19 protein-coding genes are annotated in these 19,417 nt (G+C 64.6%); 13 read left to right on the top strand and 6 right to left on the bottom strand.

All coding sequences use genetic code 11. The features are described 5' to 3' along the window. Positions 1–94: 94 nt before the first annotated feature. Both maiA and VNZ93_RS04360 read right to left on the bottom strand, forming a co-directional pair. Positions 95–730, bottom strand: coding sequence for a maleylacetoacetate isomerase (gene maiA / locus VNZ93_RS04365; protein ID WP_325700575.1), 636 nt, complete (start codon positions 728–730; stop codon positions 95–97). Positions 731–786: 56 nt separating this feature from the next. Further along, positions 787–1,266, bottom strand: a complete 480-nt coding sequence (locus VNZ93_RS04360; RefSeq protein ID WP_325700573.1) for a MarR family winged helix-turn-helix transcriptional regulator — start codon at positions 1,264–1,266, stop codon at positions 787–789. A 340-nt stretch (positions 1,267–1,606) separates the two neighbouring features. Between VNZ93_RS04360 and hmgA the strand changes: the two genes are divergently transcribed. From hmgA to VNZ93_RS04335, 5 genes are all read left to right on the top strand, one after another. Continuing rightward, positions 1,607–2,947 (top strand): homogentisate 1,2-dioxygenase, encoded by a 1,341-nt coding sequence (gene hmgA / locus VNZ93_RS04355; RefSeq protein ID WP_325700571.1) that lies wholly within the window; start codon positions 1,607–1,609, stop codon positions 2,945–2,947. A gap of 12 nt (positions 2,948–2,959) precedes the next feature. Next, on the top strand, positions 2,960–3,976 hold the full coding sequence (locus tag VNZ93_RS04350; protein WP_325700568.1) for a fumarylacetoacetate hydrolase family protein: 1,017 nt from the start codon (positions 2,960–2,962) through the stop codon (positions 3,974–3,976). 47 nt (positions 3,977–4,023) lie between these two features. Next, entirely contained in the window at positions 4,024–4,977 is a 954-nt protein-coding gene (locus VNZ93_RS04345) for an MBL fold metallo-hydrolase (RefSeq protein ID WP_325700566.1), read from the top strand. 102 nt (positions 4,978–5,079) lie between these two features. Continuing rightward, positions 5,080–5,541, top strand: a complete 462-nt coding sequence (locus VNZ93_RS04340) for a DoxX family protein (RefSeq protein WP_325700563.1) — start codon at positions 5,080–5,082, stop codon at positions 5,539–5,541. Positions 5,542–5,584: 43 nt separating this feature from the next. Beyond that, positions 5,585–7,207: an FAD-dependent oxidoreductase gene (locus VNZ93_RS04335; protein ID WP_325700560.1), complete on the top strand. Its 1,623-nt coding sequence runs from the start codon at positions 5,585–5,587 to the stop codon at positions 7,205–7,207. Between the two features lie 73 nt (positions 7,208–7,280). Here the strand turns inward: VNZ93_RS04335 and VNZ93_RS04330 are convergent, their stop codons facing one another. Next, the gene (locus tag VNZ93_RS04330) at positions 7,281–7,700 is read right to left on the bottom strand and encodes a four-helix bundle copper-binding protein (RefSeq protein WP_325700557.1); all 420 of its coding nucleotides are present in this window, start codon (positions 7,698–7,700) and stop codon (positions 7,281–7,283) included. A gap of 172 nt (positions 7,701–7,872) precedes the next feature. Here VNZ93_RS04330 and VNZ93_RS04325 point away from each other — a divergent pair, with 172 nt between their 5' ends. Next, positions 7,873–8,067 carry a DUF2783 domain-containing protein gene (locus tag VNZ93_RS04325; protein ID WP_325700554.1) on the top strand — a complete coding sequence of 65 codons (195 nt, stop codon included), beginning with the start codon at positions 7,873–7,875 and terminating at the stop codon, positions 8,065–8,067. A gap of 59 nt (positions 8,068–8,126) precedes the next feature. On the opposite strand, the gene VNZ93_RS04320 is transcribed toward VNZ93_RS04325, so the two are convergent. Beyond that, positions 8,127–8,477 (bottom strand): hypothetical protein, encoded by a 351-nt coding sequence (locus VNZ93_RS04320; RefSeq protein ID WP_325700552.1) that lies wholly within the window; start codon positions 8,475–8,477, stop codon positions 8,127–8,129. Positions 8,478–8,893: 416 nt separating this feature from the next. On the opposite strand from VNZ93_RS04320, the gene cysS reads away from it, so the two are divergent. From cysS to cimA, 3 genes are all read left to right on the top strand, one after another. Then, positions 8,894–10,216: a cysteine--tRNA ligase gene (gene cysS, locus VNZ93_RS04315; RefSeq protein ID WP_325700550.1), complete on the top strand. Its 1,323-nt coding sequence runs from the start codon at positions 8,894–8,896 to the stop codon at positions 10,214–10,216. Continuing rightward, entirely contained in the window at positions 10,213–10,719 is a 507-nt protein-coding gene (locus VNZ93_RS04310; RefSeq protein ID WP_325700548.1) for a GNAT family N-acetyltransferase, read from the top strand. Before cysS ends, VNZ93_RS04310 begins: the two co-directional genes overlap by 4 nt. Before the next feature lie 112 nt (positions 10,720–10,831). Beyond that, on the top strand, positions 10,832–12,460 hold the full coding sequence (cimA, locus tag VNZ93_RS04305; protein WP_325700546.1) for a citramalate synthase: 1,629 nt from the start codon (positions 10,832–10,834) through the stop codon (positions 12,458–12,460). A gap of 24 nt (positions 12,461–12,484) precedes the next feature. Here the strand turns inward: cimA and VNZ93_RS04300 are convergent, their stop codons facing one another. Then, positions 12,485–13,090: a TIGR00730 family Rossman fold protein gene (locus VNZ93_RS04300; protein ID WP_325700545.1), complete on the bottom strand. Its 606-nt coding sequence runs from the start codon at positions 13,088–13,090 to the stop codon at positions 12,485–12,487. A gap of 203 nt (positions 13,091–13,293) precedes the next feature. Here VNZ93_RS04300 and VNZ93_RS04295 point away from each other — a divergent pair, with 203 nt between their 5' ends. Together VNZ93_RS04295 and VNZ93_RS04290 are read left to right on the top strand one after the other, a co-directional pair. Then, a complete protein-coding gene (locus VNZ93_RS04295; protein WP_325700649.1) occupies positions 13,294–15,261 on the top strand; it encodes an ABC transporter ATP-binding protein/permease in 1,968 nt (655 codons plus the stop codon). Positions 15,262–15,267: 6 nt separating this feature from the next. Beyond that, positions 15,268–15,966 carry a phosphatidylserine decarboxylase gene (locus VNZ93_RS04290; RefSeq protein ID WP_325700542.1) on the top strand — a complete coding sequence of 233 codons (699 nt, stop codon included), beginning with the start codon at positions 15,268–15,270 and terminating at the stop codon, positions 15,964–15,966. A gap of 21 nt (positions 15,967–15,987) precedes the next feature. On the opposite strand, the gene oxlT is transcribed toward VNZ93_RS04290, so the two are convergent. Next, a complete protein-coding gene (gene oxlT, locus VNZ93_RS04285; RefSeq protein ID WP_325700540.1) occupies positions 15,988–17,241 on the bottom strand; it encodes an oxalate/formate MFS antiporter in 1,254 nt (417 codons plus the stop codon). A 257-nt stretch (positions 17,242–17,498) separates the two neighbouring features. On the opposite strand from oxlT, the gene pssA reads away from it, so the two are divergent. Then, entirely contained in the window at positions 17,499–18,404 is a 906-nt protein-coding gene (pssA, locus tag VNZ93_RS04280) for a CDP-diacylglycerol--serine O-phosphatidyltransferase (protein ID WP_325700646.1), read from the top strand. 225 nt (positions 18,405–18,629) lie between these two features. After that, positions 18,630–19,412, top strand: a complete 783-nt coding sequence (locus tag VNZ93_RS04275) for a motility protein A (RefSeq protein ID WP_325700538.1) — start codon at positions 18,630–18,632, stop codon at positions 19,410–19,412. Positions 19,413–19,417 lie beyond the last annotated feature (5 nt).

Below are 19,417 nucleotides of genomic sequence, written 5' to 3'. Positions count from 1 at the left end.
GTGCGCTTTCTTCACGCGAACCAAATACCCGCCTCGCCTGGAGGCGCTATAGCAGCCGGTCGTCGGTGCGTCATCAGACGAAAGCGGAGAGGTGCTATTCCGCGTCGGGCTGATTCTCGGGGCTGGCTTTCTGGAAGGCCGGCAACTGCATGCAGGCCGCATCGGCAGCGACGATCTTCGGAAAACGGTCCAGCGGCACTTTGAGCCGGCGCGCATTGTAGACCTGCGGCACCAGGCAGATATCGGCGAGAGTGACATGGTCGCCCGCCAGATAAAGCCCGGAGCCGATCATCGTCTCCAGCGCCTCGAAGCCCTGCAGGATCCAGTGATGGTACCAGGTGTCGATCTCGGCCTGCTCATGTTTGAGCACGCGCTTGAGATATTGCAGTGGCGCCAGATTGTTCAGCGGATGGATATCGCAGGCGATCAGTTGCGCCATCGCCCGCACCCGGGCGCGCTCGATGAGGTCGGTCGGCAATAGCGGCGGCTGCGGATGCGCCTCGTCGAGATACTCGATGATCGCCAGCGACTGGGTCAGGATCTCGCCGTTGTCGAGGACCAGCGACGGCACCCGCTGCTGCGGATTGATGGCGCGATAGTCGGGCCGGTGCTGATGGCCGCCGTCCCTGGTGAGATGTATGAACGCCATCTCGTAGGGCAGGCCCTTCAGATTGAGTGCGATGCGCGTCCGATAGGCGGCGGATGAACGGAAATACGAGTAGAGTTTCACGGCGTTGATCCTCCGAGGGCGATCGCGATATCCGGCGCTGCCGGAGGTCGGCGTTGCTAGTCTTTTCCGGCACTGTCATCGAGCATCATTGAACGTTTTGTCAATTTGTCCAGCATGCGATCGAGCATTGCGCGCTCCGACGGATCGAGCGCGTCGAGCAACTCGCGCTCGAAGTCGAGCGCGGTCGGCACCAGATCGACATAGATGGTGCGGCCGGCGGTGGTCAGCGAAAGGAACGCTTCGCGTTGATCGTTGTGATTGACCTTGCGGGTGACGAGCTTGCGTTTTTCCAGCAGCGCGACGGCGCGCGACACCTTGGTCTTGTGCATGTGGCTGTGCTGGCCGATCGCCTTGCCGGTCATCGTGCCATACTGGCCGAGCGTCACCAGCACGCGCCATTCCGGCACCCCGATGCCGTATCGCTCCGCATAGATCCGCGACAGGGCCTGCGAGGTCAGGGCCGACACGACGTTCAATCGATAGGGCAGGAACGTCTCGAGATGGAGGTCGGCGCTGCGGGTTGCCTCCTCGGTCATGCGTGAACCCCGTCCCCGGACCCTGTTTGATGGTTGCATTGCAGACGCTGCCTCGCATTGACGTGCGCCGACGCCCACCCGGTATCCCGCGGCGGGGCGATGCGATCTGAAGAGCGTGCTGGCAATCTGTGCTCCCCCCGACGTCGAGGGCCTCGGTGTCGCCGAAGCCGCCACTGAAGCCATTGAATCTGCTGGCGGACCATGACGGAAGTCGATCCGGCGCGCAACGCGCCGGTGGCGGATGCAAGGGGATAGACGTGCCCGCGCGGACCGGCTTGTTGGTTGCGGGCGCAACCAAACCGGCCTAAAAATGCACGATAGCGAACCGGGAGGATTTCCGATGTCGAGAGACACGATTGCGTCGGGTCCGACACCCGCAGGCTATATGTCGGGCTTTGGCAACAGTTTCGAGACCGAGGCGCTGCCGGGCGCACTGCCCGTCGGTCGCAATTCGCCGCAGAAGGTGAATTACGGTCTCTATGCCGAGCAATTGTCCGGCTCGCCCTTCACCGCGCCGCAGGCGTCGAACCAGCGCTCCTGGCTGTATCGGGTGCGGCCGACGGTGCGCCATACCGGCCGTTTCGTCCGCATCGATCGCGGCGTGCTGCGCACGGCGCCGGAGCGCGAGGATGCTACCCAGCCGCTCGGCCAGCGCCGCTGGGGACCGACGCCGTTGCCCGACGACAAGCGCACGTTCGTCAGCGGTCTGTTCACCGCCACCACGGCCGGCGACGCAGAAAGCATGGCCGGCATGGCCGCGCATGTCCTGCTCGTGACGCAATCGATGACGCACGAGCATTTCTTCAATGCCGACGGCGAGATGCTGGTGGTGGCCGAGCAGGGGCGGCTGCGTTTCCGCACCGAATTCGGCGTCATCGATATCGAGCCCGGCGAGATCTGCGTCATTCCCCGCGGCGTCGTCTTCCGCGTCGAACTGATCGACGGGCCGGCGCGCGGCTATGTCTGCGAGAACTATGGCGGTGCCTTCACGCTGCCGGATCGCGGCCCGATCGGCGCCAACTGCCTCGCCAATCCGCGGGACTTTCTGGCGCCGGTCGCCGCCTATGAGGATCGCGAGGAGCCCTGCATGCTGATCGTCAAATGGGGCGGCGATCTGCATCAGACCGAGATGCCACATTCGCCGCTCGATGTCGTCGCCTGGCACGGCAACTATTATCCGTACAAATATGACCTGCGGCGCTTCTCGCCGGTCGGCGCCATTGCCTTCGATCATCCCGATCCGTCGATTTTCACGGTGATGACATCGCCGTCGGAAACGGCGGGAACCGCGAATGTCGATTTCGTCATTTTTCCCGAGCGCTGGGCGGTGGCGGAAAACACGTTCCGGCCGCCGTGGTATCACCGCAACATCATGTCGGAGTTCATGGGGCTGGTGTACGGCGTCTACGATGCCAAGCCGGAAGGCTTCGTGCCGGGCGGCTTCAGCCTGCACAACACCATGCTGCCGCACGGACCGGACGCCGATGCGTTCGAGCACGCCAGCAATGTCGAGTTGAAACCGGTCAAGCTCACCAATACGCTGGCCTTCATGTTCGAGACCCGGTTTCGCCAGCGTGTCACCGCCTGGGCGGAAGGCCTGCCGACGCAACAGCGCGACTATATCGATTGCTGGTCGGGCCTGAGGAAAATGTTCGACGCGACGCGGCGCGATCCGCGATAGGATAGCGCTGCCATGAAGCTGGCTTCGTTGAAGGGCGGACGCGACGGACGGCTGCTGGTCGTGTCGCGCGATCTGACGCGGGCGGCCGATGCGGCCGGTATCGCGCCGACCTTGCAGGCGGCGCTCGATGACTGGGAACGCCTGGCGCTGCGGCTTGACGAACTGTCGAAGGCGCTGGAGGCGGGCGGTGTGGCGCACCGGCCGTTCGATCCGGCGCAATGCGCCTCGCCATTGCCGCGCGCCTATGCCTGGCTCGACGGCTCTGCTTACGTCAATCATGTCGCGCTGGTACGCAAGGCGCGCGGCGTCGCGGTGCCGGAAACGTTCTGGACCGATCCGCTGATGTATCAGGGCGGCTCCGATGTTTTCCTCGGGCCGCGCGATCCGATCCTCATGGCCGACGAGGCCTGGGGCATCGATCTGGAAGCCGAGATCGTCGTCATCCTCGGCGACGTGCCGATGGGCGCGACCCGCGTGGAAGCGGCCGCGGCGATCCGCCTGATCATGCTGGTCAACGACGTCACCTTGCGCAACGTCACCGGGCCCGAACTCGCCAAGGGTTTCGGTTTCGTGCAATCGAAGCCGTCGTCGGCCTTCACGCCGGTTGCGGCAACGCCGGACGAACTCGGCGCCGCCTTCGACGGTGCGAAAGTCCACCGGCCGATCCTCACCTTCATCAACGGCAAGCCGTTCGGCCGGCCGATGGCGAGCGAGGATATGACCTTCGATTTTCCGACGCTGATCATGCATGCGGCGAAAACCCGGGCGCTCTCGGCGGGGACCATCCTGGGCGCCGGCACCATTTCCAACCGTGCAGCCGACGGCGGGCCCGGCCTGCCGGTGAGCGAGGGCGGCGTCGGCTATTCCTGTATCGCCGAGCAGCGGACGGTCGAGACCATCCGCAACGGCAAACCGTCGACGCCGTTCCTGGCGTTCGGAGACCGGGTGACGATCGACATGCAGGACGATGCCGGGCGATCGATATTCGGCGTCATCGACCAGACGGTGGTGCGCTATCATCGCGGCTGAATGAGCGGCGCAATCCGTGATGCCGCGACAGCGCGTGGGAGGTGAAGATGGCGGTCAAAGGATTCGCGTCGACGACTGACCTGGCGGACAAGAAGGTTTCGTTCGACGAACTGGGGCCGGGCCTTTACGCCTATACGGCGGAAGGCGATCCCAATTCCGGCATCATCGTCGGCGACGACGCCGTCATGGTGATCGACGCGCAGGCGACACCGGCGATGGCGCAGGATGTTATCGCGCGTGTCGCCGCCGTCACCGACAAGCCGATCAGATATGTGCTGCTGACGCACTATCATGCGGTGCGGGTGCTCGGCGCCTCCAGCTACAAGAACGCCGAGATCATCTGTTCCGATACCGCGCGCGCGATGATCGCCGAGCGCGGCCAGCAGGACATGGATTCCGAGATCGGCCGCTTCCCGCGGTTGTTCCGGGCGGTGGAGACGATACCGGGGCTGACCTGGCCGACCATCACCTTTCCCGGTCAGATGACGGTCTGGCTCGGCAAGCGCGAAGTGCGCATCATGCATATCGGCCGTGGCCATACCGCCGGCGACGTGATCGCGGTGGTGCCGGACGCGAATGTCGTGTTCTCCGGCGACCTCGTCGAATACCGCTCGGCCTGCTATTGCGGCGATGCGCATTTCGGCGATTGGCCGGCGACGCTCGATATCCTCGCGGAGATGAAGGCGAAGGCGCTGGTGCCCGGCCGTGGCGCCGCGCTCACCGACCCGAAGATGGTGGCGGACGGCATCGCCATGACCGGCGACTTCCTGACGACCTTGTACGGGACCGTTAGCGAGCAAGTGGCCAAAGGGCGCTCACTCAAGGAGACCTTTGATGCCACCAAGGCGGCGATGGATCCGAAGTTCTCGTCCTATGCGATCTATGAACACTGCATGCCGTTCAACGTCTCGCGGGCATTCGACGAAGCGCGCGGCATCGAGTGGCCGCAGATCTGGACGGCGGAGCGCGACCGGGAGATGTGGGCAGCCCTGCAGGGATAGGCGGTGGGGCACCGCCCCACGCCGGCCGGCAGTTGTGGGGAGCGCGACCTATGCTAGCTTTGCAACGCGGCTGCCGACAGAGCGGCCGGAAAGGGGGCAAGGATGGCTACAGAACGTTCGCGTCTTTTCATTCCCGCGCTTTCACCTGTTTATGCTGGTCTCGAACCTCTCGTGTTGCCGCTGTTGCGCGTGGCGCTCGGCGTAATTCTCATCCCGCACGGTTGCCAGAAACTGTTCGGCTGGTTCGGCGGTCTCGGGTTCGAGCGCTTCAGCCAGCTTTTCGAAACCATCGGCTACAGGCCCGGCGCCTTGTGGGTCACGATCGTGGGGCTGACCGAAGTGGTCGGCGGCATCTGTCTGATCCTCGGCCTGTTCACCCGGGCGGCCTCGCTGCTGGTGTTCATCTTCATGATCAATGCGGTGTGGTTCACCTCGGCGAAAGGCTTCTTCTGGACGTCGGGCGGCTCCGAATATTCCTGGCTGCTGCTGGTCGTGTCGCTGGTCTTCCTGATCCGCGGCGCCGGCGACTATTCGATCGACAAGACGATGAGCAAGGAATTCTGATCGGGCGTGGCGGCCCGGCCGGCGTCGCGGCGGAGGCTGTCGCATGACCGGGTCGCAGCATAAGACGCTCTATCATTACGACTATCATCACTCGCCGGATCAGGACGGGCCGGCGGCGCATCACCGTGTCGTGGTGGTCGGCGCCGGCCCGGTCGGTCTCACCGCGGCGATCGATCTGGCCTTGCGCGGTGTGAAGGTCGTGGTCCTGGACGATTCCGACCGCATCGGCGAAGGCTCGCGCGGCATCTGCTGGGCCAAGCGCACGCTGGAGATCTGGGACCGGCTCGGCGTCGGCGACGCGCTCGTCGCACGCGGCGTCACCTGGCAACTCGGCAAGGTGTTTCTCGGCGACGAACTCGTCTATTCCTTCGACCTGCTGCCGGAAGGCGGCCACAAGATGCCGGCCTTCATCAACCTGCAACAGTATTATGTGGAGCGCGCCTTGGTGGAGCGCGCGGCCGCGCTCGACGCGATCGACCTGCGGTGGAAGAACAGGGTCGTCGGGCTCGAGGCGCGCAATGACGGCGTCCATCTGTCGATCGACACGCCGGAGGGGCCCTATGCGATCGCTGCCGACTGGGTGATCGCTGCCGACGGGGCGCGCTCCGCGATGCGCGACATGCTCGGCCTGGAATTTTCCGGCCATACCTTCGAGGAGAAATTTCTGATCGTCGATGTGCGCATGCACGCCGACGACATTCCGACGGAGCGGCGCTTCTGGTTCGACCCGCCATTCCACACCGGCCAGTCGGCGCTGCTGCATCGCCAGCCAGACGACTGCTGGCGCGTCGATCTGCAACTCGGTCCCGACGCGGATATCGAGGCGGAACTGAAGCCGGAACGCTATCTGCCGCGCATCGAGCGGATGCTCGATGGTCGCTCCTTCAGTGTCGACTGGATATCGATCTATCGTTTCAATTGCCGTCGCATCGACCGCTTTGTCCACGGCCGGGTGATCTTCGTCGGCGACAGCGCGCATCAGCTCTCGCCGTTCGGCGCGCGCGGCGCCAATTCCGGCATCCAGGATGCCGACAATCTCGGCTGGAAGCTCGCAGCGGTGCTCAACGGCGAGGCCGGTTCAGAACTCCTCGACAGCTATGATGCCGAGCGGATGCAGGCCGCGGACGAGAATATCGGTCACTCCACCCGCTCGACCGATTTCATCGCGCCGCGTTCGCCGGCCGAGCATGCCTTGCGCAATGCGGTGCTGACGCTGGCGCCGCGCGCCGCCTTCGCCCGGCGGATGGTCAATTCTGGGCGGCTGTCGGTGGCGACGGTTTACGAGACGCCGCTGAGCACGCCGGACGAGGCGCCGTTCGCCGGCTCCGCGCGGCTCGGCGCGCCGGTGCCCGATGCGCCGGTGACGGATCGCAGCGGTGTCGCCGGCAGCCTGCTGCAGCATCTGACGGGCGGGTTTCAGCTTCTGCATGTCGGCGCGCTCGCGCCGGTGGACGTTCCTTCGGGCCTCGCCCTGACGACAGTCGGCAACGAATTTGCCGATCATATTGATCTTGCCGATCATGCCGGCCTGTTCGCCCAGCGCTTCGATGCGGCGCCCGGCTCGACCTATCTGCTGCGGCCCGACCAGCATCTGGCGGCGCGCTGGCGTATGCTCGATGCGGCGAAAATCGCGGCGGCGCATCGCCGCGCGCTGGCTATGCCGTGAGGCTGAGGCGCGCTCAGGATTTGTCGAAACGCACTTCTTGCCCAATGACCGGTCGTGCTTTGCGGATCGTACTTTAAGCCGGCATCCGCAGTGCATTGAGCATGGCTTCGCACGCGGCCGCACATGCGTTGCAGGCTTCCATACAGACGCGGCAGTGCTTGTGCATGTCGGCATGATTGGCACATTCGCGTGCGCAGGCGCGGCAGAAGGCAATGCAAGTCGTCAGTTGCGCTTCCAGCGGCTGACGGTTCCCGGCCTTGTTGGCGCGGGTAACGATCCGGCCCGTTGCCGCGCAGGCGTCGGCGCAATCGAGATTGAGACGGATGCAGTTGATCAGCGTGGCGACGGAGCGTTCCGACAGGCACGCATCGGCGCAGGTGGAGCATGCTTCAAGGCAGGTGAAACATGTATCGACGCAACGGCTCATCGCTTCGCCATAGGGGGGATGGTCCGGGTGACTCTTGTACATCGTCCGCATCGCGGCCGCCGTCATCGAAACCTCCTGCATTGTCGTTGCGTGGAGAAACCCGGCAACTGTGCATTCGTTCCGGGAACATCGATGACGGTGCGGATTTATCGCGCCGGTTCCGGCCGCGAGTTCCCATGCCACGCGGCGCGATCTAACATGGTGTGGCGATGCGATCGCAGAAGCGGGGCAGGATGGAATGAGCAGACTCAATACCGATGCGGAGGTCGCTGCTGCCGACGCCATCTACACGGCACTGGTGGAAGCGCGCCGCGGCCTCTCCGAGGCCGATGCGGCAGCGCTCGATACGCGGCTGGTGCTGATCCTCGCCAACCACGTCGGCGATGTCGACATATTGCGCGAGGCGATCGCACTGGCGAAGACCGATAGATGAACCAGGGATGAACCAAGGATGAGCGAGCGGTGCTGGCAGTCGCGGCTTTGCCGTCCGCCTCAGCGCGCGCACTCGATAGCGACGAAATCCTGGCACAATCCGCCGCTGCATGGACCTGTCGGGCCACTCACCGGGATCGCGCCGGTGATCTCGTCGCGATCGACCCGGTGGAACGAGCGCGCGGCGGAGAAAGCGCGGGCACGGCAGAACGAGGTGGCGATGGCCGCACCACAACGCTCGCCGTTGGCGAGGCAGCGGTCGATGCCGTAGCCGTCCGGATTGTTGGCGACGATGAACAGGCGCCGGTCGGGCTGGGCCGCAGGCGTGGCGGCAAGGTCGGCAGCAAGCTCGGTGGCCGGCGCACCGGTGCAGAACACCAGAAGGGTGAAGGCCGCAAACAGGCTGCGCATGGGGAAATCTGCCGGATAAAGCCGAGGGCTGGCGGAAAATGCCGCACCCGGTCCGCGAGAATGCCGCTGAAATCTTGAAGGTCCCGTTAACTTCGGGGAGGCGGCGGAACCGGGCGGATGGGCTCTCCTGATGCCCTCAAACCCGGGCGTGTCTTGCGCCGGCGACAGCGGATGGAAGCCCGGGGGAGCGTCGGGAGGCTCGAACGATCGGACAGGGGCCTGACCGGAAAGCGGAAGGTGCGCTGCACCCTTGACGCGGTGCGCGCGGATGCCCATTGTCCCGCCCGTGAACGGCCTCGACCATATCTGCGGCATTTGCCCGGAGATTATTCGCTAGCGGACCCTCGCTGGCTGCGGCCGTCTTTTCTCGAATCGAGATACGAAGGGACGCCCGGCCGGCGGGGCCAGGGTGACCCATGGATTTGAAGCTTTACGATACGCTGACGCGCGAGAAACGGCCATTTCAGCCGATCGATCCGGCGCGCGTGCGAATGTATGTCTGCGGGCCGACGGTCTACGACCACGCCCATATCGGCAATGCCCGGCCGGTGATCGTCTTCGACGTGCTGTTCCGTCTGCTGCGCCAGATCTATGGCGCCGACCATGTCGTCTATGTCCGCAACATCACCGACGTGGACGACAAGATCAATGCGCGGGCCGCCGAACGCGGCATCCCGATTCGTCAGCTCACCGAGGAAACCTACGCCAATTTCAAGGCCGACGTGGCGGCGCTCGGCTGCCTGCCGCCGACCGTCGAACCGCGCGCCACCGAACATATCGCGGAGATGAAAACGCTGATCGAGCGGCTGGTCGCCAACGGCTGCGCCTATGTCGCGGAAGGCCATGTGCTCTTTCATGTCGCGGCGATGACCGATTACGGCCGCCTGTCGAACCGCTCGCTCGATGAGATGGTGGCCGGCGCCCGCGTCGAGGTCGCCCCCTACAAGAAAGACCCGATGGATTTCGTGCTGTGGAAGCCGTCGAAACAGGGGGAGCCCGGCTGGTCGTCGCCTTGCGGCATCGACACGCCCGGCCGCCCCGGCTGGCATATCGAATGCTCGGCGATGTCGTGGAAGCATCTCGGCGAGACCTTCGATATCCACGGCGGCGGCATCGACCTCGTCTTCCCGCACCATGAGAACGAGATCGCCCAGTCGCGCTGCGCTTTCCACACGCCGGTGATGGCGAATTTCTGGATGCACAACGGCTTCCTGCAGGTCGAAGGCGAGAAGATGTCGAAGTCCCTCGGCAACTTCCTCACCATCGACGATCTGCTGAAAGACTGGCCGGGCGAGGTGCTGCGCTTCAACATGCTGCGCACCCATTATCGTCAGCCGATCGACTGGACGCTGCGCGGTCTGGAGGAAAGCTTTTCCAGCTTGCGGACATTGATGGATGGCATCGAGGCGCAGACATCGGATTCGATCGCGCCGGGCGTGTACGAGGCGCTGTGCGACGACATCAACATGCCGAAGGCGATTGCCGAACTGCATGCCATGCATGGCCGTGGCGACGGCGCTGCACTCGCCGCGACGCTCGCTGCGCTCGGTTTTGTGCGGCGGCCGCAGAGCCGACGCAAGGTTGATGAGACAGCCATCGCCGCACTGATCGACAAGCGTCGCGCGGCACGCACGGCGAAGAACTTTGCGGAGTCCGACCGTATCCGCGACGAGTTGCAGGCGATGGGCGTCATCCTGAAGGATTCCAGGGACGGCACGACATGGGAGTTGGCGCCGTGAGCGCCGTCGCGCACCCGCAGATCGCGTTGCGGCCTTTCCTGCCGCAGGACGCGCCGTTCCTCGCCGACATCTTCCGCGCCAGTGTCGAGGAGCTGACCGGCGACGACTACAGCGAGGCGCAGCAGGACGCATGGACGTCGTCGGCCGACGACCTGGAAACCTTTGCCGGTCGGCTCGGCCAGCAGTTAACGTTGATCGGCACGCTCAACGGTTCGGCGGTCGGCTTCATCTCGCTCGCCGGCACCGAAGAGATCGACATGCTCTATGTGCACCCGGCGGCGGCCGGTGCGGGCGTCGCGACGATCTTGCTCGATGCCATCGAAAAGCTCGCCAGGGCGCGCGGGGCGATGCGGCTGACAACCGAAGCGTCGGATACGGCGCTCGGCTTCTTTGCGCGGCACGGTTTCGAGCCGCAGAAGCGCAACACCGTTTCGCGGGCCGGAGAATGGCTCGCCAATACGACGATGCATAAACCGTTGACGTCATCGGGAGCGAATTCATGAAACGACCGGATACGCCGTTTCCGCGTCACTGGCTCTATTACATCGTGCTGAAATTTGTCGTGCTCGCTGCCGCGCTCGGTCTGGCGCTGTATGTGTTCGGGGTTTGGTGGTGATGACTGACGGGCGTGAAGCTGATCAACCGCATCGCAAGGAGCGGCTCTATCTGTTCGACACCACGCTGCGCGACGGCGCGCAGACCAATGGCGTCGACTTCACCTTGCATGACAAGCTGGCGATCGCCGCGATGCTCGATGAACTCGGCGTCGATTATGTCGAGGCCGGTTATCCGGGTGCGAACCAGACCGATACCGAGGTGTTCGCGCAGCACCGCGGCCTGAAGAATGCGGCTTTTACCGCCTTCGGCATGACGCGGCGTCCCGGCCGTTCCGCCTCCAACGATCCTGGTCTGGCGATGCTGCTCGATGCGGCGGCGGATGCGATCTGCTTCGTCGCCAAGTCGTGGGACTATCACGTCAAGGTGGCGCTGGAGACGACCAATGAGGAAAATCTCGCCTCGATCCGCGACAGCGTGACGGCGGCGAAGGCGAAGGGGCGCGAGGTGCTGCTCGACTGCGAGCACTTCTTCGATGGCTACAAGGCTAACCCGGACTACGCCGTGGCCTGCGCGAAGGCGGCCTATGACGCCGGCGCGCGCTGGGTGGTGCTGTGCGACACCAATGGCGGAACGCTGCCGCATGAGGTCGAGGCAATCGTGCGCGCGGTGACCGAATATGTGCCCGGCGACCATCTGGGCATTCATGCGCACAACGACACGGAGCAGGCGGTCGCCAATTCGCTCGCCGCGGTTCGCGCCGGCGTACGGCAGATTCAGGGCACGCTGAACGGGCTCGGCGAGCGCTGCGGCAATGCCAATCTGGTGTCGATCATCCCGACCCTGAAGCTGAAACCGGAGTTCGCTGCCCGTTTCGATATCGGCGTCACCGACGCGAGTTTGCGGAAGCTGCCGGACGTGTCGCGCAAGCTCGACGAACTGCTCAACCGCGCGTCGAACCGGCATGCGCCCTATGTCGGCGAAAGCGCCTTCACCACCAAGGCCGGCATCCACGCTTCGGCGATCATCAAGGATCCGACCACCTATGAGCATGTGACGCCAGAGGCGGTCGGCAACATGCGGCAGGTCCTCGTATCGGAGCAGGCGGGAAAATCGAACGTCCTCGCCGAGCTCGACAAGATCGGCCTGGCTCTCGACAAGGACGATCCGCGCGTCGGGCGGCTGCTGGAAACGGTCAAGGAACGCCAGACGCTCGGCTATTCCTACGAAGCCGCCGGCGCCTCGTTCGAGTTGCTGGCAAGGCGTGCGCTCGGCAGCGTTCCCGACTATTTCGATGTCACGCAGTTCGACGTCAATGTCGAACAGCGCGACAATGCGCTGGGCGAACGCGTCACCGTGACCATGGCGGTGGTCAAGGTGCAGATTGGCGACGACACGTTCCTCTCGGCGGCAGAAGGCAACGGCCCGGTCAATGCGCTCGATCACGCGCTGCGCAAGGACCTCGGAAAATACCAGCGCTATATCGATGGGCTCGAACTCACCGATTACCGTGTCCGTATCCTCAACGGCGGCACCGAGGCGGTCACCCGCGTCACTATCGAGAGCCGCGACGAGACCGGTGCGCGCTGGACGACGGTCGGCGTGTCCGCCAACGTCATCGCCGCCTCGTTCCAGGCGCTGATGGATTCCATCGTCTACAAGCTGCTGAAATCCGGCGCGCCGGTCTGACGGAGCCGGCGGACGCCGACCGCGTTACATCTTGCTGGTCGGCGTCAGATCCATCTGCTTGTCCGCTTCCGGGATGCCGGCGACGGTCGCCTGGAGCATCGGAATGATCTCGGGCACCGTATTGGCGACCTGCACCGCGACCGGCATGCCCTGACGGATGAACTGTGTTTGCCGCATGTGATCGAGCAGACGGGACAGCGGATCCCAGAAGCCGTTGATATTGGCGAGCAGGATGGGCTTCTTGTGCTGGCCGAGCTGCGCCCAGGTCAGTTGCTCGACCAGTTCTTCCAGCGTGCCGACGCCGCCGGGCAGCGCCACGAAGGCATCGGCGGCATCGAACATCTTCTGTTTGCGCTCGTGCATATTGGCGGTGACGATCAGCTCGTGCGCCTGGCGCAGTGCGCGCTCCCGCGTCATCAGGAATTCGGGGATGATGCCGATCACCTCGCCGCCGTGGTTGAGCACCGAGCGGGCGATCGTGCCCATCAGGCCGACATTGCCGCCACCGTAAACCAAGCCGATGCCGGCCGCGGCCATCGCCTGTCCGAGTTCCTCGGCGGCTGCGGCGAAGCCGGGGTCGCTGCCCAGGCCGGAACCGCAATAAACGCAGATTTTGTTGATTTTGCTCATGGGATCAGCTCGGGATGTGCCTGTCGGGACGTCCGTCGTCAAGCCATCCTTGCACGGGATGAATATGTCCGAGAATCTCCCTATATGGACGGAGCCGGCGGCCTGTTTCCGATCCATTCAGCCGGTCCGTTTTGCCGCGGACGCGGTGCGGAGAAGGAATGAGTCGCGCGCCTGACCGACAGCCTGACGAGACGCCCCCGGGGATGCCGCATGCGGCGCCGCCGGTGGAGCAGGCGTCGCTGCTGCAGACGCTGGCCAATCTCTGGCCCTATATCTGGCCGTCCGATCGTCACGATCTGAAGCTGCGGGTGCTGTGGGCGCTGCTGCTGCTGCTTGTCGCCAAGCTCGCCACCATGGCGGTCCCGTTCACGTTCAAATGGGCGACCGATGCGCTGACCGGGCAGGGGGCGCCGACACCGGCCGCCGACGCCGAATGGCTCAGCGGCGCCATCGGCTGGGCGCTTGCCGTACCGGCGGCGATGACCATTGCCTATGGCGGCACCCGCATCCTCATGGCCGGCATCACGCAACTGCGCGACGGCGTCTTCGCCAAGGTGGCGATGCACGCTGTGCGGCGTCTCGCCTTGATGACCTTCGAGCACATGCACCTCCTGTCGCTGCGTTTCCATCTGGAGCGCAAGACCGGCGGCCTGACGCGCGTGCTGGAGCGCGGCCGCAACGGCATCGAGACCATCGTCCGCATGGTGATCCTGCAGGCGGTGCCGACGGCGGTCGAACTGTCGCTGCTCGTGGCCGTGCTGTTCTGGCAGTTCGACTGGCGCTACGTTGTCGTCATCCTGGTGACGGTAGCGCTTTATATGGCGTATACCTATTACGCCACCGAATGGCGCATCGGCATCCGCAAGCGGATGAACGAGAGCGATAGCGACGCCAATACCAAGGCGATCGACTCGCTGCTCAATTACGAGACGGTGAAATATTTCAGCGCCGAGCAGCGCGAGCTTGCCCGCTACGACAAGGCGATGGCGCGCTACGAGGCGGCGAGCGTCAGTGCCTATACCTCGCTCGCGGTGCTCAACGCCGGGCAGGCGCTGATCTTTACCGCCGGGCTGACGCTGACCATGCTGATGTGCGTGCGCGGCATCGCCGCCGGCACCAATACGGTCGGCGATTTCGTCATGATCAACGCCATGATGATCCAGCTCTATCAGCCGCTCAACCTGATGGGCATGCTCTATCGCGAGATCAAGCAGGCGGTGATCGACATTGAGATGATGTTCTCGATCCTCGGCCGCAAGCCGGAGATCGTCGACCGGTCCGACGCACCGGCGATCAAGGTTGGGCCGGGGACCATCCGGTTCGAGAATGTCGCCTTCGCCTACGAGCCGTCGCGGCCGATCCTCAAGGGCATCAGCTTCGAGGTGCCGGCCGGCCGGACGGTGGCGGTGGTCGGGCCTTCCGGCGCCGGCAAGTCGACCATCTCGCGGCTGCTCTACCGCTTCTACGATCTTAGCGCCGGCCGTATCACGATCGACGGCCAGGATATCAGCACGGTGACGCAGCAGTCGGTGCGCCAGATCATCGGCATCGTGCCGCAGGACACCGTGCTGTTCAACGACACGATCCGCTACAATATCCGCTATGGCCGCTGGGACGCGAGCGATGCCGAAGTGGAAGAGGCCGCGCGGCTGGCGCAGATCGATGGTTTCATCCGCCGCTCCCCGATGGGCTATGAAACGGAAGTCGGCGAACGCGGCCTCAAGCTTTCCGGCGGCGAGAAGCAACGCGTGGCGATCGCCCGCACGATCCTCAAGGCGCCGCCGATCCTGATCCTCGACGAGGCGACCTCGGCGCTCGACAGCCATACCGAGAAGGAAATCCAGGACGCGCTCGAGCGCGTCGCCCGGAATCGCACCGCGCTGGTGATTGCGCACCGGCTGTCGACCATTGTCGGCGCCGACGAGATCATCGTGCTTGACGCCGGCGAGATCGTCGAACGTGGCAGCCATGCGCAGTTACTCGCCCGCGGCGGGCTTTATGCCAGCATGTGGAACCGCCAGCGCGAAGCCGAAGAGGCGCGTGAAAAGCTGGCGCTCGCCGAGGAGCAGGCGGCGGCGCCGAACCGCAACCCGCCGCCGGTGGCGGACGACCTCGGCGAGGCCACCACCGATCGCCGCCCGTTCCCCGAACCGCTAGACGCCGCAGAGTGAGGACTGATGTCGATCGTCAATTCGATCCGTTCGCAGATGGTGCCGATCAGCCCCGAGGGCTATCCGTTCATCGGCATTTTCGCGCTGGTCAGTCTGGTACTGTTCTGGCTGTGGACGCCGCTCGGCTGGATCGGCACGGTGCTGACGCTGTGGTGCGTCTATTTCTTCCGCGATCCGCCGCGCGTGACGCCGGTGCGCGACGGGCTCGTCGTCTCGCCTGCCGACGGCCGCGTCAGCCTGGTGCAACTGGCGGTGCCGCCGCCGGAGCTCGGCCTCGGCACCACGCCGCTGCCGCGCGTCTCGATCTTCATGAGCGTGTTCGACTGCCATGTGAACCGCAGCCCGCTCGCCGGCCGCGTCGAGCGCATCGTCTATCACAAGGGCAAGTTCCTTAACGCCGATCTCGACAAGGCGAGCGAGCATAACGAGCGAAACGCGCTGGTGATCGCGACGCCGACGCAGCGGATCGCCGTCGTCCAGATCGCCGGGCTGGTGGCGCGGCGTATCCTCTGCTTCGTCCGGGAAGGGCACATGCTCGGCGCCGGAGAGCGGTTTGGCATGATCCGCTTCGGCTCGCGCCTCGACGTCTATCTGCCTGTTGGCACCGCGCCGCTCGTCGCCGTCGGGCAGACGGCGATCGCCGGCGAGACCGTGCTCGCCGATCTGCTCGCCGCCGACGCGGCGCGGAGTTACCGGGCCGGGTGAAGCCGGCCCGGTCGGCCGCGTTCAGGTCGATTGCAGATATCGTTGCCGCATCGGTTTAAGTAGCGTCAGCGCGAGGATGCCGGTCAGGGCGTCCATGGCGATGATGATGCCGAATACCGGCAGCCAGCTTCCGGTCTGGAGATAGAGCAACGCCGCGATCGGTCCGCCGAGGACCGAGCCGATGCCCTGCGCCATATACAGGAAGCCGTAATTGGTGGTCGCGTGCCGGGTGCCGAATGTGTCGGTCAGGGTCGAGGGGAACAGCGAGAAGATCTCGCCCCAGCCGAAGAACACGACCGCGGACAGGAACACAAACGCCATCGCGTTGTCGCGGAACAGCACCAGCAGCGTCACCGACGCGGCTTCAAGCAGGAAGGCAAGCGCCATCGTGTTTTCCCGCCCGATGTGATCGGACACCCAGCCGAAGAACGGCCGGGTCAGGCCGTTGGTGATACGATCGACGGTCAAGGCCAAGGGTAACGCCGCCATGCCCCAGATGACGATATGGGCGACGCCGAAATCGCGCGCGAAGCTCGCGAACTGCGAGATGATCATCAGGCCGCCGGTGGACATCATGGTCATCATGACGAACATCACCCAGAACACCGGGGTGCGGAGCATTTCCTTCGGCCCGACGTCGCGGACGCCGACGAGAACGGCCGGCGGCGGCAGGCGGTCGTTGGAGGTCGGAGAGCGCATCATCAGCGCCGCGGCGGCGCCGATCACGCCGAGGATGATGCCGAACACCACCAGCGTGTGCTGATGGCCGGCGGTCTTGATCATCGTGTCGATCGGGAAGGTGGTAAGGATCGCGCCGAAGCCATAGCCGGCCGCGACCACGCCGGTGGCGAAGCCGCGGCGGTCGGGAAACCAGCGCACCATCAGGCCGATGATGCCGATATAAACGATACCGGTGCCGACGCCGCAGAGCAGGCCGTAGGTCAGATAAAGGCCGATGATGCTCGAAACATAGGCGGACGTGATCCACCCGAGCCCGGAAAGCGAGCAACCGATGGCGATGAGGAGCCGTGGCCCGTAGCGGTCCACGAGATAGCCCTGCAGTGGCGAAAGCCAGGTCTGCAGAACGATCAGCAGCGAGAAGGTGACCTGTACGGCGGCCAGCGTCGCGCCGAGGCTGTCTTGGAAAGGCTTGGTGAAGAGCGTCCAGACATATTGCGGGCTGGAGATCGATGCCATGGCGATGAGGCCCAGCGCGAGCTGGAACCAGCGCGTTGATGGAATGGCGGCAGGCTGTTCGATGGCTTGGGTCGTCATATCGCAACTCCGATGTCTACAGAGGAAGACGCAGACCCAGCAGGCAAGTTGTAGACCACCAGGGGTCTGCAGCTAACGTGTTGAATTTTCGGAATTTCTATTACGACGCCTGCAATCCTAACGTGTTTCCTTGCGAGCCTCTTCCGCAAAAGGCGTAGCGGAAGGCAGTCATGCACAAGATTTCCGCAGCGGGGGTGGGCGCGGCAGGTTCCGCAGCCCGTCGCGCGCAATGGCAAATCGCGCTATATATCGGCATCATGGTTTTCAATCCGATCGATCCCGAACGTCGTCGCCGGTTCAAGACGATTCCCGTCCGCATGCTGGTGCCGAACGTCATCACGCTGTTGGCGCTCTGCGCCGGGCTGACGGCGATCCGCCTGGCCTTCGAGAACAAGCTCGATCTCGCTTTGGCGGCGATCGTCTTCGCGGCGCTGCTCGACGGGGTGGACGGGCGGGTCGCACGGCTGCTCAAGGGCACGTCGCGTTTCGGCGCCGAACTCGACAGCCTTGCCGATTTCGTCAATTTCGGCGTCGCGCCGGCGCTGATCCTGTATTTCTGGGGGCTGCACGACTTCAAATCGGTCGGATGGATCGCCGCGCTGGTCTTCGCCATCTGCGGCGCCCTGCGGCTCGCACGCTTCAATGTGATGATCGACGATCCCGACCAGCCGGCCTGGGCAGGAAATTTCTTCACCGGCATTCCGGCGCCGGCGGGCGCGATCACCGTCCTGCTGCCGATCTACGCCAACTTCCTCGGCCTCGAGCGCGGCTGGGCCCTGACCGCGTTCACCTTCGTTTATGTGCTGAGTATCGCCTTCCTGATGGTGTCGCGGCTGCCGGTGTTTTCCGGCAAGCAGTTCGGCAAGCGCGTGCGGCCGGAAATGGTTCTACCGATCTTTGTCGTTGCGGTGCTGTTTTTTGCCCTGCTGCTGGCCTATCCATTCGAGGTGCTGACGATCTGCACGCTGCTGTATCTCGGGGCGCTGCCGTTCGGCTGGCTGTCGTGGCAGGCGCATGCACGGGCCGCGGCTGCCGGCCATGTCGTCGCGACACCTGCGGCGCAGACGGCGTCAGGGAAGCCTGAAGCCGCGCCGCCGCCGGTGCAACCCGGCGGCGCAGACCCGCAGACCGATTCCGACGAGCGGCCGGCGCGGCTGAACTGAAGGTCTGCGCATCAGCCGCTTTGGGGCCGGCCTTACCAGCCGGCAGCGGGTCTCCATATTCTGTTGTGGCCTGTCGTGTCCTCTCTTGCCCTCTCTTGCCCGCGCGCGTCCGCGCGGGAAGGGGGCGATTCACGATTTCTTACCCTTTACGCCCCGTTAATCGGCCGCGGCTAGGCTCTCCGGCAGCCTTCAGGCGTGCTCGTCTTCGGATACCGGAGCAATTTGATGGATATCACCACCGGCCTTGGCCTGATTGCTGGGGCAATCGTCGTCGCCACGCTGATCCTGATGGGCGGCGACTTCCGGATGTTCTACGACTCGCACGCCGTCATCATCATTTTCGGCGGCTCCTTCGCCGCAACGCTGATCCGCTTTCCGCTGGTTGCCATGTTGCATGGCCTGCCGCTCGGCATGAAGTTCGCCTTCACGATGCGGCGCACGACGCAGAGTGAACTGGTCGACGAGATCGCCGGTCTCGCCGAGATCGTCCGCAAGCAGGGGCCGATCGGACTCGAAAAAGTGCAGGTTGACGACCCGTTTCTGGCGAAGGGGCTGCGCTTCGTCGCCGACGGCTATGACGGCGATTTCATCCGCGACAATCTCGAGCGCGATCGCGACAACTTCCTGACACATCTCGACGAGGGTCAGAAAATCTATCGCGCGATCGGTGATTGCGCGCCGGCTTTCGGCATGATCGGCACGCTGATCGGTATGGTGCAGATGTTTGCCAACATGACGGATCCGTCGAAACTCGGCCCCTATATGGCGGTGGCGCTGCTGGCGACGCTTTACGGCGCGCTCGTCGCCAACCTCATCTGCCTGCCGATCGCCGACAAACTGCATGGCAAGCTGGTCGACGAGGAAGTCAACCGGACCCTGATCATCGACGGGGTGCTGATGATGCGGGAGGCAAAGAGCCCGACACTGGTGCGCGAAATGCTGATGGCCTATCTGCCCGAGAAGCATCGCCACAATCCGGACGACGCAGTCGCCGCGGTCGCGGCATGACCTGA

Source organism: Pseudorhodoplanes sp., assembly GCF_035565795.1.
Classification (GTDB): domain Bacteria; phylum Pseudomonadota; class Alphaproteobacteria; order Rhizobiales; family Xanthobacteraceae; genus Pseudorhodoplanes.
This window is presented reverse-complemented; position numbering and strand designations above follow the sequence as displayed.

Excerpts from the sequence above, each read along its gene's own strand:
- VNZ93_RS04360 (WP_325700573.1), bottom strand. The coding sequence starts at position 1,266 with ATGACCGAGGAGGCAACCCGCAGCGCCGACCTCCATCTCGAGACGTTC.
- hmgA (WP_325700571.1), top strand. The coding sequence starts at position 1,607 with ATGTCGAGAGACACGATTGCGTCGGGTCCGACACCCGCAGGCTATATG.
- VNZ93_RS04350 (WP_325700568.1), top strand. The coding sequence starts at position 2,960 with ATGAAGCTGGCTTCGTTGAAGGGCGGACGCGACGGACGGCTGCTGGTC.
- VNZ93_RS04345 (WP_325700566.1), top strand. The coding sequence starts at position 4,024 with ATGGCGGTCAAAGGATTCGCGTCGACGACTGACCTGGCGGACAAGAAG.
- VNZ93_RS04340 (WP_325700563.1), top strand. The coding sequence starts at position 5,080 with ATGGCTACAGAACGTTCGCGTCTTTTCATTCCCGCGCTTTCACCTGTT.
- VNZ93_RS04335 (WP_325700560.1), top strand. The coding sequence starts at position 5,585 with ATGACCGGGTCGCAGCATAAGACGCTCTATCATTACGACTATCATCAC.
- VNZ93_RS04330 (WP_325700557.1), bottom strand. The coding sequence starts at position 7,700 with ATGACGGCGGCCGCGATGCGGACGATGTACAAGAGTCACCCGGACCAT.
- VNZ93_RS04325 (WP_325700554.1), top strand. The coding sequence starts at position 7,873 with ATGAGCAGACTCAATACCGATGCGGAGGTCGCTGCTGCCGACGCCATC.
- VNZ93_RS04320 (WP_325700552.1), bottom strand. The coding sequence starts at position 8,477 with ATGCGCAGCCTGTTTGCGGCCTTCACCCTTCTGGTGTTCTGCACCGGT.
- cysS (WP_325700550.1), top strand. The coding sequence starts at position 8,894 with ATGGATTTGAAGCTTTACGATACGCTGACGCGCGAGAAACGGCCATTT.
- cimA (WP_325700546.1), top strand. The coding sequence starts at position 10,832 with ATGACTGACGGGCGTGAAGCTGATCAACCGCATCGCAAGGAGCGGCTC.
- VNZ93_RS04300 (WP_325700545.1), bottom strand. The coding sequence starts at position 13,090 with ATGAGCAAAATCAACAAAATCTGCGTTTATTGCGGTTCCGGCCTGGGC.
- VNZ93_RS04295 (WP_325700649.1), top strand. The coding sequence starts at position 13,294 with ATGCCGCATGCGGCGCCGCCGGTGGAGCAGGCGTCGCTGCTGCAGACG.
- VNZ93_RS04290 (WP_325700542.1), top strand. The coding sequence starts at position 15,268 with ATGTCGATCGTCAATTCGATCCGTTCGCAGATGGTGCCGATCAGCCCC.
- oxlT (WP_325700540.1), bottom strand. The coding sequence starts at position 17,241 with ATGACGACCCAAGCCATCGAACAGCCTGCCGCCATTCCATCAACGCGC.
- pssA (WP_325700646.1), top strand. The coding sequence starts at position 17,499 with ATGGTTTTCAATCCGATCGATCCCGAACGTCGTCGCCGGTTCAAGACG.
- VNZ93_RS04275 (WP_325700538.1), top strand. The coding sequence starts at position 18,630 with ATGGATATCACCACCGGCCTTGGCCTGATTGCTGGGGCAATCGTCGTC.